The sequence below is a fragment of the Nostoc sp. FACHB-152 genome (assembly GCF_014697475.1).
Classification (GTDB): domain Bacteria; phylum Cyanobacteriota; class Cyanobacteriia; order Cyanobacteriales; family Nostocaceae; genus Nostoc_B.
The window spans coordinates 195,533-212,688 of the sequence record NZ_JACJRV010000002.1 but is presented as its reverse complement, the minus strand read 5'-3'; the positions used below and the strand labels follow the sequence as shown (position 1 = coordinate 212,688).

The following is a 17,156-nucleotide window of genomic DNA, read 5'->3' as shown; positions in this document are numbered from 1 at the left end:
ATACATCACTAGCTACTTTTATAAAAATCCTCTTGGCTAAATTAGTTAAAGCTTGAATTGCTGTAGTGTTAGATTCTATCAACTTCTCAAGCTCTTCCGAATAACTCATATTTTTATTCAAACTACCATATCAAGATTATGCCTATACATGACATTATAGACAATCGCAACCACAAGCTAGTAGACCAAATAAAACGCATTCTCGACTCATCAGAAGCAGCACATTTCGCAGTAGGTTATTTCTTCATTTCCGGCTTTACAGCCATTGCAGAACGCCTTGCTAATATTAAAGAATTACGCTTATTAATTGGCAACACTAGCAACCGCGAAACTATTGAACAAATTGCCCAAGGCTATCGCAGATTAGAATTAATTACCGATAAAATAGAAGCGCAAAAATATCCTAAGCGTAGTCAAGAAAAACAAATAACAGATAAAACAGCAGAGAATATTCGTTCCAGCATAGAACTAATGGATCAAACTGATGAAGCCGAAACACTAGTCAAAAGTTTAGTACAAATGATAGAAGAAAAACGGCTTCAAGTTCGCGTTTATACTAAAGGGAATTTACACGCTAAAGCTTATATTTTTGACTACGGTACTGTTTTTGATAATAAAGGTAGACCTTTAGAACGTACCGAAAAAGGAATTGCCATTGTCGGTTCATCTAATCTTACACTCTCTGGAATTACTCATAATACAGAATTAAATGTCATGATTCATGGTAACGATAACCATACAGAATTAACCCAATGGTTTAATGAACTCTGGGATGAAGCGGAAGATTTTAACGAAGCCTTAATGAGAGAAATGAAGCAATCTTGGGCAGGTTTACCTGTTCGTCCTTATGATGTTTATTATAAAACTCTATATACTTTAGTCAAAGACAGGTTAGAAGATACCGCACCTAAAAATTTAATTATAGATGACGAAATTAGTAAACAACTAGCTGAATTTCAAAAAGTAGCCGTTAATAATGCCGTCCAAAATATCAGAGATTATGGCGGTGCTTTTGTTAGCGATGTCGTAGGGTTAGGTAAAAGTTTTATTGGTGCTGCAATAGTTAAAAGGTTTGAACAAGAAGAACGCGCCCGTCCTTTAATTATTTGCCCTGCACCACTAATAGAAATGTGGGATAGATATAATGAAGTTTACCACCTAAACGCTCGTGTTCTTTCAATGGGAATGTTGAAAGAAGATGATGAAACCGGAGTCAAAGTTTTATTAGATGACTTTCGATTTAAAGATAGAAATTTCGTGCTAATAGACGAAAGCCATAACTTAAGAAATCACACAACTCAAAGATACAAAGTAGTCGAAGCTTTTTTAGCTGCTGGTAAACGTTGTTGCTTATTAACAGCTACTCCGCGCAATAAAAGTGCTTGGGACATTTACTACCAGTTAAAATTATTTCACCAAGATGATAAAACCGATTTACCAATAGACCCACCTAATTTAAAAGAATACTTTCAATTAGTAGATAAAGGAGTTAAAAAATTACCAGAATTACTTTCTCATATTCTAATTCGTCGTACCCGCAATCATATCTTACGTTTTTACGGTTTTGATTCTAAAACTCATCAAAAAGTTGACCCGTCTAATTTTAGAGAATACCTAGACGGAACCCGACGTGCTTATGTCATCGTTGGTGGTCAACATCGCTTTTTCCCGAAACGCGAACTAGAAACTATTGAATACAGCATTGAAGATACATACCAAGGACTTTATCAAGATTTACGCCAATACATGGGTAAACCGCGTAAGAACCTAACCCCCAAACCCCCTTCCCTACAAGGTAAGGGGGCGCAAAATCAACTTAGCTATGCGCGTTATGGACTCTGGAACTATGTTTTAAAAGATAAACAAAAGCAAGAACCTTATAACACTTTACAACGTGCAGGTTCTAACTTGCGGGGTTTAATGCGAGTATTATTATTCAAACGCTTTGAGTCGAGTGTTTACGCTTTTAGACAAACTATTAAAAAATTACTGATAGTGCATGAAAGGTTTTTAAAAGCATTATCTCGAGGATTTGTACCTGCTGGAGAAGAAGCCCAAACTCTGCTGTCGGAAGATTATAACCAAGCAGAAGAACAAGATTTGATGGACGCATTAAAACAAGTATCTAATAAATATGATTTATCTGATTTTGACGCGGAGAAATTACAACAGCATATTGAACATGATATAAAACTGCTGGAAAAAATTTTGGTTTTAGTCGAACCCATCACCCCTGATAAAGATACTAAACTACAGACTTTAATTCAATGGTTATCTAAACCCAATCTTCGAGATAAAAAACGATTGATATTTACTCAATATGCTGACACCGCCAAATATTTATTCGATAATTTAAACCCAGATGGTCAACATAAAGATATTGATGTAATTTATAGCGGTAGCAGCAAAAATAAAGCAAGGGTAGTAGGCAGATTTGCGCCTAATGCAAACAAAGAATATAAATTTAAACCCGGAGAATCAGAACTGAATACATTGATTGCTACTGATGTATTAGCAGAAGGTTTAAACTTGCAAGATGGTGATTTAATCATTAATTATGATTTGCATTGGAACCCAGTTAAGTTAATTCAGCGTTTTGGGCGTATTGACCGCATTGGTAGTGAAAAAGATGTAATTTATGGCTATAATTTTTTACCAGAACTCGGAATTGAACGTAATTTAGGATTAAAACAAAAGCTGAAAAACCGAATCCAAGAAATTCACGACACTATTGGCGAAGATGCTGCTATTCTTGACAAAACAGAACAACTGAATGAAGAAGCAATGTATGCCATTTACGAACAAAATGGTAAACAGTTGAGTCTATTTGATAACGAAGATGAAGATAATTTCTTAGATTTGAATGAAGCCGAAGAACTTTTGAGAAAGTTACAAAAAGAAGACCCTGGAGAATTTGAACGCATCGCCAATTTACCGCATGGTATTCGCACGGCTAAATTTTCGATGAACAAGGGTACATATATTTTCTGTGAAGCTTCTGATCCTAATCGACCTGATATTAAAGGCTATCAGCAACTATTTTTATTAGATAATCAAGGTGAAATAGTTTCTAGAGATATCCCTCGGATATTAGGTGCAATTAAAGCTGATGATACTACCCCTACTTTGATGCTTCCCAAAGACCATAACGCTGCTGTGATGCAAGTCAAACGTCTATTTGCAGAAGAAGTGAAACATCGTCAAGCCGAAAGAGAGTTTAGTCAAGGTTTAACTCAAGGACAGAGATATATTCTGCGAGAATTGAGGATGTTTTTTAAATCAACTGCTGACGAAAATTTAAAAAGCCAAATCAATATTTTAGAAAAAGCTTTTCGTGCTTCGGTGAATCAAGCTATTAATAGAGAGTTAAATAAACTGCGGCGAGATGCTTTCACAGGTGAAGAATTGTTTAAGCAACTCGTACATATTTATAATCAACATAATATGAAAGAGTTGCTAGAACATGATTTGCCGAGGTTATCGCAGGCAATTCCTATAATTATTTGTAGTGAGGCTTTGGTTTAGTAGAAAGCGGTGCGTTATCCGCATAACGCACCCTACCAAACCCAATCAGAATAATATTAATTTCGCTTTTTATGCAATTTAGTTAATCTATCTTTCAAGACTAGTTCTTGCTGTGTATATTCCAATGTCTGCGCGATCGCAATTGCTCTTTCGTAAAAATTACGCGCAGTAGAATAATTACCTAAGTTCTCGTATAACTGGGCATAAGATTCAAAAGATTTCAATTGTTCTGGTAGATTTTGTAATTCTTGCGCCAAAATTAAACGCTGTTGCAGTAATTCAAAAGCGCGTTCATTGCGTCCTACGGAACTGTGCGCTTTGACTAAACCATCAATGGCGCGTAATTGATTGGTGCGATCGCCATTCATTTTCGCCATCCGCATTGCCGCCCCATAAGTACCAATGGTATCTTGATAATTTCCAGCAGCAAGATAGGCATCACCTAAATTATTGAGAGTGTTAGCTTCACCAATAGCATCACCTTTTTGACGGCGATAAGTTAAAGCGGTTTCATAAATTTTAATCGCTTTATTGTAATCACCCAATCTGGCAGTTACTAAACCTAAATTACTCAACGAAAGTCCTTGACCTTCGATGCTTTTTACATCTTGAGCAATTTTTAATGCTTCTTGAATTGTGCTACCAGCAGCTACAGTTTCACCCTCTTGCAGGAGAAGTGCAGCTATATTATTTAGTCCGAAAATTTGCGCTTGAAAATCTTTGGTATCACGCGCGATCGCTAATCTTTTACGTAAAGCATCTTCTCCTTCTTTATAACGTTCTTGTTGAATATAAGCCTTGGCTAGTAAATCATAAGTTAAACCTGTAGCTCTATAGTCGCTAATTGAGTGATAAATTTCTAAAGCTTGCAAGCAAGAATCAATAGTTTTATCAGCGCGTCCTGACTTATATTGTTGTTCACCAATCCGTAGCAAACTATCAGCTTTATCTCTCGATTGTTGCCAACTGGAACTGCTTAACGGACGATGAAGTTGTTGTGTAATATCGCTAGCCTTCGCTGCGATCGGACTCAATAAAAAAGTAAACAGTAAAAAAGAAAAACTAAAAAATTGAAATGAATCCACTCGTCGCCAGGTAGCGACACCCTTAAGAAGCCAAAATCCATAGCTTCTGGAGTCAAACTTGGTAGCGGAATCCAAAACAGGATGTTTTGGGAATAAATGCCGTTGCTGCATAAAACTTACCCGTTAAATTTCGGTTTAGAGTATAAAGTTTCTGTAAAAGTTTTATTTGTTGCGGCATAATTACCATTAACATCTGCAATATTACGTAGTAGATGATGAAACTAAATCTTCGCCCAAGTATATAGCGCGGATGTCAGCAGGTAATTTGTCCTCTAGCATACGATAGCCTTCCTGAAGAAAATTGGCTACTTCGGCAGGGGCAATTCTTTCGCCTTCTGCTTGCAGATACGCAGCAATTCTCGTTTCACTCCAATGAAAAGTTTGCGCCATCAACACCATCAATCTTAATATTGGCGGTAATTGGTCTAACGCCTTTTCTACGTAGCACCATAAAGGTGGAGAAGTAGCTTGCAAAGAATAATGAATAGCTTCGGTTGGTGGTAATTCAATCTCGTTAATACAAAAAGCTGTGATGTTAATCAGCCAATTTTGTAAAGTTAAGCCTTCATGGCCTGGCGGCGGGTTTTCTAAGTCAAGACCGCCGAGTTCGTAATAAATATGTCGCCAAGTCATGGCAAACAGATAATCTGCCTGTACAGGCGATCGCGCCGAATGTTGAATTAAGGTGTAGACTATCGGGCTATAACGGCAAAAAATCGCCGTAAAATACTTGCCAGTCTCAGGATATCGCTGAAATAAACTCAGCAGTTCTTGGTCACTGTGATGAAACAGCGACTTCACAAGCGGATGATTAGTTTCTGGAAAATGAGGAATTTGCATAAGCCTTCAACTGATAGTTGTTAAGATAATGTTTATAACAACAGCCCCACAGTCAAACCCGTAAAGTCTTAATGTAAGTCTGGTTGCTACCGAAGCTCAGACTACTTTAGTATTGGTACACTAGAAACGAGGACTTAATTTTAGTCTTTATCGATAAAAATAAAAGCGGCTCCCTTATACAATCTTTCATTTGTTCATGGTTATAGCAGCTAATGTAATGCAGTTTTCGCTTGCTCCGTTGACTCTAGGCTCATTTTTACCATCCCTGCCCTTGGATAGCTTATTCTCTACTCAAGGCATCATGGTGATGCTGCTAGCAGCATATGCTGGTGCAATGTGGATGTTTCTCACTAGCGCACCCAAAGTCCACACCGTCATGGTGTCAGATTTAGAAATTGCGCGACAGTTGTACGAAGGGCTGTTAGATTTGCCAGCCGCCGAAGTGCCTTTGCACTACTACTACAACTATGAACAAACCATTGGCGCGGCGGGGATTGACCCTTTATATATGTCCGCAAGTCCCAGTTGGTCTAGCAAAACAATGAATAATGCCAGCGAAGGGCTGTGGTATCAATTAAAGAAAAATACCCAATTACACGTTATTACAGGGGCAAGTCTAGGTAACAAAAACCAGCAGCGTCACGTTTGTTTCGATCGCGACTGCTTAGAAATGATTTTGATGCGGGTAGAAACCCGTGGTTTAAAATTCAAAATTCGCAATCAAAAGCCACTAAATTTTTTAGTTAAAGACTACGAAGGGCGCGTCATTGAATTGGCTGAAGTAGCTAATTAATATTAGTTATTACAAGTAGGGTGCGTTGTGGCTTTGCCCAACGCACCTTATTTATTAGGCATCAGTTCTTTTGATTTCTGAATTGGAGAGTGAATGAAAACCGTTGAACAATTAAAAACTCGCATTCAAGAACTAGGTAAACAAGCAGTACATTTTAGTCAACAAGCGGTAGAAATTAGTAAAACCAACCGCGAACAAAGTAAAAGTTTAATGAGGCAAGCTAAAGAAGCTAGTAAACGCTGCCAATTGTTAATACAAGAGTTAAAAAGACAAAACGGGTAAATATTCAGTAGGGGAGTCAGTGCTTTGTGTGGGTTCCCTGCGTTGTAGCCAGTGGTGTTGTGTTACTGCTATGCAAAGATTTAGGCGTTTCTGAGAATGAGGAATAGCCGTAACGTACCAATCAATATGGTACGTTAAGCGTTACTATAACGCACCATACAATTTAAGGGTTTACTGCCTTAACTCAATTGTTCATACTTAAATTTCCCTTTAATGAACTTGTTGAAGTATTGACCATCAGACGGTGCGTTCTCTAGACCGACTTTGACTTCAGGTGGTACTTTATAATATTCGTACACACCTCCACTGTTAAATTCAATGGTCAGTGTTTGAGTTTTTGCATCATAGCGAAATTCCTTAATAAAGCTGCCTTCCGGCTTGAGTAAGGGGAAAGCAATCACATCCCGAATACTGGCAGAATCAGTTAATAACATTACTAACCGATCAATTCCAATACCTAAACCGCCTGTGGGTGGCATTCCATATTCCAACGCTGTCAGGAAATCTTCGTCTACGCCTTGGGCTTCTAAATCACCAGCTGCTTTTCTTGCTGCTTGGGCTTCGAGACGTTCTCGTTGGTCGATAGGGTCTGTCAATTCTGAGAAACTGTTAGCAGTTTCCCGTCCCACAATAAATAACTCAAATCGTTCTACTAAACCGGGTTGAGAACGGTGCGGTTTTGCTAATGGCGAAATTTCTACCGGATAGTCAATGACAAAGGTAGGCTGAATTAAGTTAGTTTCTACCTTTTCTTCAAAGGCTAAATTTAGTACCTTACCAATTGATTGGGCTTCATCTACTCCAGGAATCCCAGCATTTTTAGCTGCGGCTTTTGCGTCTTCCAAACTTTGGAAGGAATTGAAATCTAAGCCTGTAGCTTCTTTAACTACATCTTGCATTGTCACCCGTCGCCAAGGTGGTGTTAAATCTACAGTTTCGCCTTGGTAGGTGATTTGCAATGTGCCGAGAACTTCTTGGGCGACGGTGGTAATAATTCCTTCCGTCAACGCCATCATATCGTTGTAGTCGGCGTAGGCTTGGTAAAGTTCGATTGTGGTAAATTCGGGGTTGTGGCGGGTAGAAATTCCCTCATTACGGAAAATTCGCCCTAATTCAAACACTTTTTCAAAACCACCGACAATCAACCGCTTGAGATGGAGTTCTGTAGCAATTCGCAGATACAATTCCATTTCTAGGGTGTTGTGGTAAGTGATGAAGGGACGTGCATCTGCACCCCCGGCTTCACTTTGCAAAACTGGCGTTTCAATTTCGAGAAAATCTCGCTGTTCTAAATAGCGGCGAATACCTGCGGTAATTTGGGCGCGACGGCGAAAAGTTTGCCGGACTTCGGGGTTAACAATCAAGTCAACGTAACGCTGACGGTAGCGTTTAGCAATATCTGTCAATCCATGCCACTTGTCGGGTAGGGGCAGTAAGGATTTTGTGAGGATGGTGTATTGTTTGACGTAGACTGATAACTCGCCCTTTTCAGTCCGTTTAATAGTACCTTTAACGCCTAGAATATCGCCTACATCTGTAAGTTGCTTGAGGTGGTTGAAAGCATCAGCATCAATCTCTGCCATGCTTTCTTGAATCCGACTTTTCTCTAGATAAAGCTGTATATTACCAGTTTCGTCTTGCAAGGTGAAGAATGCTAATTTACCAAAAACACGCCGCGCCATAATCCGTCCGGCGATCGCAACGTCTAAATCAACTTCTTCACCGTTGGCTAAATCAGCAAATTTATCTTGCAACTGTGCTGCGTGATGGCTAGATTCCCAACGATAGGCATAGGGATTAGCCCCTAACTGCTTGATCTGGTCTACTTTTTCCAGCCTTGCGGCACGGAGATCTTCTTCCGACATGGTAACGAACTAGAATAGGGCAAGATTAATTATAGATGCTGCAAAAGTAGACAGTAAGAGATTTTTGCGCTTGGGAAATTTGAGATGCGATCGCTTAAGGAATCCCATTATGACACAAACCAATGTACGCCTATGGAATGTAGATGAATATCATCGGATGTTGGCAACAGGTATAATTACAGCCGATGAAAGAGTGGAACTGATTGAGGGGCAAGTCATACCCATGAGTGCGAAAAATCCCCCCCACGCCGCTACAACTCTGTGTGCATCTGACTACCTGAAGCGGCTGTTGGCGGAAGTCGCTTTAGTGCGTGTACAAGACCCCATTCAGTTAAGTCAATACTCGGAACCTGAACCAGATATTGCCGTTGTCCGCATCAATTCACGAAAGTACGTTGATCATCATCCTGCGCCTGATGAAGTGTTTTTATTGATTGAAGTGGCGGATACAACACTAGAAAGCGATCACCAACAAAAAGCTCCTCTTTATGCTCAGGCAGGAATTATAGAATACTGGATCTTAGATGTAAATCAGCGTCAGGTTGATGTTTTCCGGGAACCTAATTTTGCAGATTACAATCAACAGTTAATTTTAGATGAAGATGTATCAATAAACTTGGTTGCCTTTCCAGAAATTGCAGTTCAAGTTAGTCAACTGTTTCCATAAGTTGAGCGATCGCTTTTTGCTGACACAGATGTAAACTTACAAATCTCATCACTTTACTGTGCAATTACATCAGCTATTTTTGTCCTATTTGTAGAGAATGCCGAGATAAAATTCCCTTCATTTTCAAGTTTGTCAATTGCATAACAGCTTTAATCATACTTTCTTGATCTGGATGTAAATCTAAACTTTCTAAAGCTTGATAAATATTATTTCCAGCCTGTAACTTTTCTTTGAGCTTGTCACGTTGTGCTGAACTTAAAATTTTAGTAATTTCTTTGTTGCGACGTTGACGCAAAGCCTGAAGTTGTTGGCGTTCTTGCGGAGTAAAATCAGCTTCAGAATCAGAAATTAAGTAGCTGGGAACAAAGCTAGCTTGAGTCAAAATCATACTAGAGTTAGCCTGAAAAGGTGTAGCTAAGGCAATTCCCGGCATGAAGATGACAAGGGCCAGAATATTAGCTAACACAGACAGCCATTTGGGAAAATTAATTACCATTTTGAGGAATGCCTACAGGAAATTTCATGCTGAAGTTAAGCAAGATTCAAGTTAAAATTTTGAATCTTGATGGTAGTTTAGATAATATTGCTGCCAATGTGCAAAAGGCAAACAGCAGGATACAGAAGGCAAATTTTCTGGAATATTGATTTCTGCCAAGCTGTCCTAAAAGTATTATCGGTGATTAGGGAATCTCAAAATATAAATCAGGCTACAGAAATTTTGCTTAAATAAGTAGGTCAAAAGCCTATGTTTAAAAAATTCTTATTTAAAGCTCTATTTTATAAAAAAGTCTTATATTTTACTAAACTTAATCAATAAGTGTAAATAAAAATAACCCAGTGCAGGATGGGCATTATAACGCCCATCCTGCACTCTACTGAGAATTTTTCATTCTATTAATTTCCTGTTGTAATTCTTCAATTTGCCGACGTAAATTTTCTGCTTCAGTTGCGGAGGTTTCGGATGCCACATTTACTGCACCTTCGGCTGGCGATCGCGGATAGTGACCTCGGCGAATTTGCTGATATTCTTCGGATACTGACCAATCCCTTAAATAACGTATGCGTTCTACAGCAAAGGGATGGGTCAACATGATGCCCTGTGCGCCGTTGTACATCAAAAACTTATATATTTGATTCAGCCCATCTTGGTCTAATGCGTGATAACTTTCTGACTGCTGAATAAACTCCTGTAAACTACATTCGTGGGCATATTTGTGACTACCGCCAGACACCTTCATCATTGAAGACATTACAGTATTTAAGTCATCAACTACTAACAATGCGGCACGATCTGCTGTCAATTCAGCCTTCCGCCGCCATTCAAAAAAGGCGTAGATCAAGGCTTGTGAAACGAAATTCCCGATGCCAAAGGTTAATTCACCCAAAGCAGAAGCAGCACTCATCGCCCACATCGCCATTTGAATTAAAATAGTATGACCACATTTAATATGCCCCAGTTCATGGGCTAGCACCGCCCTAATTTCGGCTTCATCTAGTAAGTCTAGTATGCCTGTATTTATGACAATAAAAGGGTTCTCTCGCCCTAGAGCATAACTATTTGCTTGCGGGTCTTGTGAAACAAACAGTGCTGGTTCTGGATAAATGTCCAAATCTCGCACACATTCCCGAAATATCTGATAAATAGTGGAATATTGCCTCGGCCCTACTTGGATGGCGTTACCCATTAGATAAACTAACTGCGGGCGTTCGTAGACAAATTCCACAAACTTACGGGCAATTAAATCGAATCCCGGTAAATTGCGTAAAGCTTGTTCAGCTTGGCGATCCAGTGGATGCCTGAAGGCTTCACTGGAAATTCCTGTGTAAGTTGGCATAATTTAATTCAGTGAACAGTGAACAGTGAACAGTGAACAGTCTAAGTTATCAGTTTAATAACTGGTAACTGATAACTGTTCACTGATAACTGAATAATAGAAATGGGGCTAATGGAAATAAACACATCATTTTGTATGGGATTGGAAGCGTGTGATTGAGGCAGAAGTTCATTTGTCACTACATAACTTCCTGCGATCGCAGGCGGGGTTCCCTTCCTGGCCCCATCATTTGACGATGGCACGGTTGGTGGCACGCGCCTTGCGTTTAGGACGTAGTGCTTTAATTCAAGTCGGGGCTGCTTGTGGTTATCAAGGACGATATCGCACTAGTTTTGTCGCATCAGCATTGATGTGGCAAGGCCCTGTAATTATTGTGGCTCCAGAAACAGTGCAACAACGTCTGTTGCAAGTAGAAATTCCCCGCTTACAACAGTGGTTACAAGTTCAAAAACCAATCAGGACAGGTGACGCTTGGCCTAATTCGGAGTTCCAAGGACTACTCCTCACTTCCCCAGAAGCTTGGTTAAAAGGGCAGTTAACATCTTCTGAAGCTTTTCCCCCAGGTATTCCTACAATTATTGACGGAGTAGATGATTTAGAAGATTGGATACGTGATCAGCTAGTCCAAACTGTGCAACCTCAAGACTGGGATGAACTCATGCTTGCTTGTCCCAATCAAGCCCAAGCAATTGGGACTGCTAGAACACAGCTAACAAAAGAAGTATTTAAGCACCCAGCGAACCCTTATGAGTGCTATCTCATCTCCCAACCAGAAGCAGAAATTATTAATGGTCTTTTTTCGGAATTAGAGCTACATAAGATTCCTGAAGTTTGGCAAAATTTCTGGGAGCAATTTCAATGCAGTAATGAAAATTCTTTTGTCGATTGCCCACCCCATCTTTTTTGGACGACTATTGCCCGCCGGCAAGGCTTATTTTCGTTAAATTATGCCCCGATTGAACTGGGCGAAATTCTCTCACCGATTTGGCAACGACAGCCAGTAGTTTTAATCGGTAGTGCCTTAGAACCAGAAACAGAAGCTCCTGTGTTTCGGCAACGCCTGGGATTAGATGATGTAACTTGCTTGAAATTTTCCTCCGATAGCCAAGCCGAAGCTATTCAACTGTATGTACCCCATCAGTTACCTTTACCTAACACACCAGAATTTCAAGCAGCCTTTGTTCACAAAGTTCGCACTTTGCTATGTCTGAGTGCAACAGCCCCAGGATTAACTGTGGTTTTAGTGGGGGATGTGCCACTTAAGGCTCAAGTAGGCGCAATTTTGGCATCAGAGTTTGGTTCACGGGTGCAGGTAGAAAAAACCTGTTTAGATGAAAATGGGATTTTAATTAGTGGTTGGGAATATTGGCGAGAACATCAAAATGTTTTACCCGCGCCCCATCTATTAATTATTGCTACATTACCCTTGCCATCTTTAGAAAATCCGCTAGTGGCTGGGAGGGTAGCACATTACAAGCGATCGCACCAAGACTGGTTTCGTTTATATTTATTACCATCGGCTTTAAATGAACTGCAACGAGCGATCGCTCCTGTCAGAGAAAATCAAGGTGTGGTAGCTTTACTCGATAGCCGAGTCGTCAACCGTAGCTATGGCTCACAAATTCTAGCGGCTCTAAGTCCCCTAGCACGCATTAACTACCTAGATCCCAGCCTATTTGCCAACCCTGACAAAGAAAATTCTGCTTAAGAAGAGTCCAGAGTCAACTATTGCCTATTGCCTCTAACATTTACATTTTTTCAACATAAGTGCGATCACCTCTGTACAAACGCTATCATCAGCTTGTTCGCACATTTTGAACCTCATAAATTGCCTTAAAGATGCGATCGCATCTTTGGCATGATAAACATAAACGCAATTTGAATTTTTGAATTAGTAATTATGGGTGAAGCAAAACGTCGTAAAGAAACACTGGGAGAAAAATACGGTCAAGAAGAGCGTATTTTAACTTGGATTCCGATTACAAAAAGGCAATCCGAATTGTTTGTGACTTGGACTACTCGTGGAGCCTGGATTGGAATTGGCGGTATGGTTGTTGCTTGGGTAACTATCCGTTTTATTGGCCCTGCTTTTGGTTGGTGGCAAATAGTAGGTTAAAAAGGGTAAAGAGGTTAGAGACTAGGAGCTAGAGGCTAGATGAGTCTACTTGATGTAGATAAACAATGCTGTGATACAGCCAAGAATTCTGAGTGTGTAAATCTCAATAACAGTAATGCTTTATATCATGTCCGGCTGATCAGTTGTGATTAAATGCATCTGTGCAGAAACAGCAAACCTTCTCCCCCCCTCCCCTGCGGTCTTAATGATAAGTCTTTAACCGGACACGATATTACCTCCTATTATCAATAAAATAGGCAGTTGCTCCAGATACCTAGAGCAACTGCCTTAGCAGAAGGATAATAAATTGCAAAAACTATTGCCTTCTACTATTAAATTATTAGGCTGTATACCAACCAGCACCCTGTCTGTCTTTTTCAGCTACAGTAGTCTCTGTTGCTTTGGTGCCATCCATTGTCCAAATTTTATCTGTACCTGTTGTTTGATCGCGCCAGTAGGCATCAGTTTTGCCATCACCATTGAAGTCGCCAAACGATGGTGTTAAGGCTGCACTATTGCTGGGGAGGAAGGCTTCAGAACTAATTGCTGTACCATTCATCAACCAAGCGGTGTTAGCACCAGTCTTCTCGTTGTGCCAGAAGACATCTGTTTTGCCGTCACCGTTGAAGTCACCAATGTTAGCTTTCCAAGATGAATCAAGTTTTTTGACTGCGCCTTCAGAGACTAGGATACCGTTTACAGTCCAAACTTTGTTTTCACCTGTGGAAGTATTTCTCCACAGAATATCAGTCTTTAAGTCGCCGTTGAAATCCCCAAGAACTGCGTTCCAGCCAGCAGCTTGAGATTGGAGATTAAATTTACTAACTTTCGCGCCATCCATGAACCAAGCAGTATTAGCACCGGTGCTAGGGTTGCGCCAGAAAATATCGCTCTTACCATTGCCGTCGAAATCAACAACGGTAGGAGTTAAGCCTACTGCTGTTGTCTCTAGAACATTGGCACTGACAACTTTAGTGCCATCCATTGACCAAATGGCATTTTGACCAGTTTGGGCATTATTCCAGAAGATATCAGTTTTGCGATCGCCATTGAAATCACCAATCAAAGGATTCCAATTAGGATCAACTTTCTCTAAAGCTGCTGTACTAGCAACTTTAGTGCCATCAATTAATGCAATTCTATTTTCGCCTGTTTTGAAATTACGCAATAAAAAGTCAGTTTTGCCATCATTATTAAAATCGGCAATTTTGTAAGTCCAAGAGTTGATGTCCAATTTACCCATAGAACCTTGGGATAGGACTTGAGCGCCATCCATTAAGCGAATGATCACTTCACCTGTTTGAGCATTAACCCACAGTTTGTCAACTTTGCCATCACCGTTAAAATCAGGTGCGATCGCTGCACTTTTTAAGTAAGGATTGGGATTAGGATTACTGCTGCCTGTTGGAATTTGAATTTGTGGGATTGTTGGAGAACTATTGCCTGCTAGTGCAGATGAGCTTGAAGCACTAGGTTTTAAATCAGTACTGCTAAAAACATTGTTGCTTAACAATGCATTTGATTTAGCAATTGATGCAGAAAAAAGGTTGTTATTATCTCTAACAAATGCTGAGGAATTTTGATTTGCAGGCATAGTGTGTTTTTATCACTGGTTGTTCTCAAAGTTTTAACCTGCTGACCACTTTGATTTCTGTAATTAAATAACAGTTATTCATCTTTTATTGTTCTGTTGTAAACATTTTCTAAAAATGAATATTTGTCTTTATTTACATAGAAAATTTGCTTTAAATGATTTCTTGATTTTTTGCAAGCCCTTGATAATCAATATCTAAATTTGTCAGCATATTTTGTCTATGTCATGTTTTTTATATATAAAAAACATTTGTTATTTAGTTAGCAGTAATAAAAAATATAGCTGCTCAATAAATACAAAATATTCATAACAAAATGCTGATTTCAAAACATTTTTTCTATAAATATACAAAAAATTGATGCTTTATACTGCATCTTTGAGGCAGTCAATGGGGGATCTAATTTAGATCAATCCTCAAATCAGTAACATCTGCACTCTGAGATAATTAATGACTAGAAGAGCGATAAATATTTAGTTAAAATAACTTAAACAAGCAACTACACAGAGGCTTTATCTGTTTAGCCTATAGTTGTTAAATGTGTAAAATAATACAATAAGTTCACAAATTGAACCAATATGCAATTAGAATATCGGCAGCGCCGCGAACAGTTAATGGCAAAAATTGGTAATGGCACTGCAATTTTTCGGAGTGCGCCAATGGCAGTAATGCACAACGATGTCGAATATGCTTATCGTCAAGATAGCGATTTTTTTTATTTGACTGGATTCAATGAAGCCGAAGCGGTTGCAGTATTAACACCTCATCATCCAGAACATCGATTTGTTTTATTTGTTCAGCCAAAGGATCGGGAGAAGGAAGTTTGGTCTGGTTATCGTTGTGGGGTAGATGCAGCCAAAGAGATTTATGGTGCGGATGAAGCTTATCCCATCAACGAACTAGACGAAAAGTTGCCGCAATATTTAGAAAAAGCCGATCGCATTTATTATCACTTAGGCCGCGATCGCGGTTTTAATGAAAAAATTCTCCATCATTACCAAAGTCTACTGCGGACTTATCCCAAGCGGGGTACAGGGCCAATTGCTATCGAAGATACCTGTACAGTGCTTCACAGTATGAGGCTGGTGAAAACAGAAGCCGAATTAGAACTGATGCGCCAAGCAGCTGCGATCGCTATTGAAGCACATAATCAAGCAATGGCGATCGCCAAACCCGGACGTTATGAGTACGAAATCCAAGCCGAGATTGAACGCATCTTTCGTCTGCGGGGTGGAATGGGGCCAGCTTATCCTTCTATCGTGGCTTCTGGTGTGAATGCTTGCGTTCTCCACTACATCGAAAATCAACGTCAAATGCAAGATGGAGACTTGCTATTAATTGATGCTGGTTGTGCTTATGGCTATTACAACTCTGACATCACCCGCACATTTCCTGTCGGTGGCAAGTTTACCCCAGAACAAAAGGCATTATATGAAATTGTATTAGAAGCGCAAAAACAAGCGATCGCTCAAGTCCAACCAGGTAATACTTTCAAATCAGTTCACGATACCGCCGTGCGCGTCCTTACCACAGGTTTAGTTGACCTTGGCATTCTTAAAGGCGAAGTTGATAAACTCATTGAAGAAGAAAAATACAAACCATACTATATGCATCGCACCAGCCATTGGTTAGGCTTGGATGTTCATGATGTAGGTGTGTATCAACACGGTGATGATAAACCGCAGATTTTGCAACCCGGTCAAGTGTTGACAGTGGAACCGGGAATTTATATTGTCCCAGATACGAAACTAGCCGAAGACCAACCACCAACAGACCCGCGTTGGATTGGTATTGGGATTCGGATTGAAGATGATGTGTTGGTTACACCTACAGGACACGAAGTGCTAACGGCTGGGGTTCCCAAAGAGGTAGATGAAGTAGAGAGAATTTATTAACTTTTTCAGTAGTGCATGATCAGATCCCTGACTTCTTAAAGAAGTCAGGGATCTTAACCAGCGTGAGTTTTGATCAACGATAAATCTTGATTATGAACATCCTTCAACATATTCAACTTCCGGTAATTGGCCTGAACGAAACCCAGTTACACGCTTGCCATCCGTCTCAAATATTACCCGATAATTCTGATCGCTAGGGTCTTTAGGTACAAAAGTTAGGTAATGTCCTCCAGGAACATATTTATGGAGTGAGACTTGAATTTGTCCTGGATAAAGTGATTTGATTCGCGCTTCAGGATCACCGATTTTCGCACCTTTAACAGTGGTAATTTGACTATCTTTATATACGTCTACTCTGGCAACACGACCGCCACTGATCATCAAACCTATATGCTTTTCTTCTTGAGGCCTGACATAGTAGCAGATTTTATTTGGGCGATCGCCAACTAATTTAGTCCCTGCTGCTTTGGCTGCTTGGGTAACGCTCATCCCGACTCGCACAGGGCCAATACCATTAATAAATACTTTGGATTGGTGTGTCAGTTTTGCCTGTTGTGCTAACACTAGTTCAGCCAGAGATAATAGGGCAAGGGTGACAGTAGCCAAGGTCAAAAATTTTACTGTGCTATTCATTGTCTGCAAAAAATTGGTAGATGTTTAT

General features: G+C 39.9%; 15 protein-coding genes. 8 read left to right on the top strand and 7 right to left on the bottom strand.

Annotation, left to right across the window (positions count from 1 at the left end; all coding sequences use genetic code 11):
* Positions 1-138 precede the first annotated feature (138 nt).
* Positions 139-3,525, top strand: coding sequence for a helicase-related protein (locus tag H6G76_RS03035; protein WP_190695177.1), 3,387 nt, complete (start codon positions 139-141; stop codon positions 3,523-3,525).
* A gap of 56 nt (positions 3,526-3,581) precedes the next feature.
* Here the strand turns inward: H6G76_RS03035 and H6G76_RS03030 are convergent, their stop codons facing one another.
* Together H6G76_RS03030 and H6G76_RS03025 are read right to left on the bottom strand one after the other, a co-directional pair.
* Positions 3,582-4,721, bottom strand: a complete 1,140-nt coding sequence (locus tag H6G76_RS03030) for a lipopolysaccharide assembly protein LapB (RefSeq protein WP_190695175.1) — start codon at positions 4,719-4,721, stop codon at positions 3,582-3,584.
* Between the two features lie 90 nt (positions 4,722-4,811).
* The gene (locus H6G76_RS03025; protein WP_190695172.1) at positions 4,812-5,450 is read right to left on the bottom strand and encodes a sigma-70 family RNA polymerase sigma factor; all 639 of its coding nucleotides are present in this window, start codon (positions 5,448-5,450) and stop codon (positions 4,812-4,814) included.
* A gap of 196 nt (positions 5,451-5,646) precedes the next feature.
* On the opposite strand from H6G76_RS03025, the gene H6G76_RS03020 reads away from it, so the two are divergent.
* Together H6G76_RS03020 and H6G76_RS03015 are read left to right on the top strand one after the other, a co-directional pair.
* Positions 5,647-6,243 (top strand): glyoxalase-like domain protein, encoded by a 597-nt coding sequence (locus H6G76_RS03020; protein WP_190695170.1) that lies wholly within the window; start codon positions 5,647-5,649, stop codon positions 6,241-6,243.
* Positions 6,244-6,336: 93 nt separating this feature from the next.
* Entirely contained in the window at positions 6,337-6,525 is a 189-nt protein-coding gene (locus H6G76_RS03015) for a hypothetical protein (protein ID WP_190695168.1), read from the top strand.
* 179 nt (positions 6,526-6,704) lie between these two features.
* On the opposite strand, the gene lysS is transcribed toward H6G76_RS03015, so the two are convergent.
* Positions 6,705-8,390, bottom strand: coding sequence for a lysine--tRNA ligase (gene lysS, locus H6G76_RS03010; RefSeq protein WP_190695166.1), 1,686 nt, complete (start codon positions 8,388-8,390; stop codon positions 6,705-6,707).
* A 109-nt stretch (positions 8,391-8,499) separates the two neighbouring features.
* On the opposite strand from lysS, the gene H6G76_RS03005 reads away from it, so the two are divergent.
* Positions 8,500-9,057, top strand: coding sequence for a Uma2 family endonuclease (locus H6G76_RS03005; protein WP_190695164.1), 558 nt, complete (start codon positions 8,500-8,502; stop codon positions 9,055-9,057).
* Between the two features lie 73 nt (positions 9,058-9,130).
* Here the strand turns inward: H6G76_RS03005 and H6G76_RS03000 are convergent, their stop codons facing one another.
* Complete coding sequence (locus H6G76_RS03000) at positions 9,131-9,553, bottom strand: hypothetical protein (RefSeq protein ID WP_190695162.1); 423 nt, start codon at positions 9,551-9,553, stop codon at positions 9,131-9,133.
* Positions 9,554-9,579: 26 nt separating this feature from the next.
* Here H6G76_RS03000 and H6G76_RS37615 point away from each other — a divergent pair, with 26 nt between their 5' ends.
* Positions 9,580-9,702, top strand: a complete 123-nt coding sequence (locus tag H6G76_RS37615; RefSeq protein WP_277883071.1) for a hypothetical protein — start codon at positions 9,580-9,582, stop codon at positions 9,700-9,702.
* A 227-nt stretch (positions 9,703-9,929) separates the two neighbouring features.
* Here H6G76_RS37615 and H6G76_RS02995 read toward each other — a convergent pair whose 3' ends face one another.
* The gene (locus tag H6G76_RS02995) at positions 9,930-10,892 is read right to left on the bottom strand and encodes a M48 family metallopeptidase (RefSeq protein WP_190695161.1); all 963 of its coding nucleotides are present in this window, start codon (positions 10,890-10,892) and stop codon (positions 9,930-9,932) included.
* A 151-nt stretch (positions 10,893-11,043) separates the two neighbouring features.
* Here H6G76_RS02995 and H6G76_RS02990 point away from each other — a divergent pair, with 151 nt between their 5' ends.
* The gene (locus H6G76_RS02990) at positions 11,044-12,600 is read left to right on the top strand and encodes a helicase C-terminal domain-containing protein (RefSeq protein WP_190695158.1); all 1,557 of its coding nucleotides are present in this window, start codon (positions 11,044-11,046) and stop codon (positions 12,598-12,600) included.
* A 192-nt stretch (positions 12,601-12,792) separates the two neighbouring features.
* Positions 12,793-13,008, top strand: coding sequence for a DUF2839 domain-containing protein (locus tag H6G76_RS02985; protein WP_190695156.1), 216 nt, complete (start codon positions 12,793-12,795; stop codon positions 13,006-13,008).
* Between the two features lie 340 nt (positions 13,009-13,348).
* On the opposite strand, the gene H6G76_RS02980 is transcribed toward H6G76_RS02985, so the two are convergent.
* Positions 13,349-14,602 carry a VCBS repeat-containing protein gene (locus tag H6G76_RS02980; protein WP_190695153.1) on the bottom strand — a complete coding sequence of 418 codons (1,254 nt, stop codon included), beginning with the start codon at positions 14,600-14,602 and terminating at the stop codon, positions 13,349-13,351.
* Between the two features lie 576 nt (positions 14,603-15,178).
* Here H6G76_RS02980 and H6G76_RS02975 point away from each other — a divergent pair.
* The gene (locus H6G76_RS02975) at positions 15,179-16,495 is read left to right on the top strand and encodes an aminopeptidase P N-terminal domain-containing protein (RefSeq protein ID WP_190695151.1); all 1,317 of its coding nucleotides are present in this window, start codon (positions 15,179-15,181) and stop codon (positions 16,493-16,495) included.
* A gap of 90 nt (positions 16,496-16,585) precedes the next feature.
* On the opposite strand, the gene H6G76_RS02970 is transcribed toward H6G76_RS02975, so the two are convergent.
* Entirely contained in the window at positions 16,586-17,128 is a 543-nt protein-coding gene (locus tag H6G76_RS02970) for a hypothetical protein (protein WP_190695149.1), read from the bottom strand.
* Positions 17,129-17,156 lie beyond the last annotated feature (28 nt).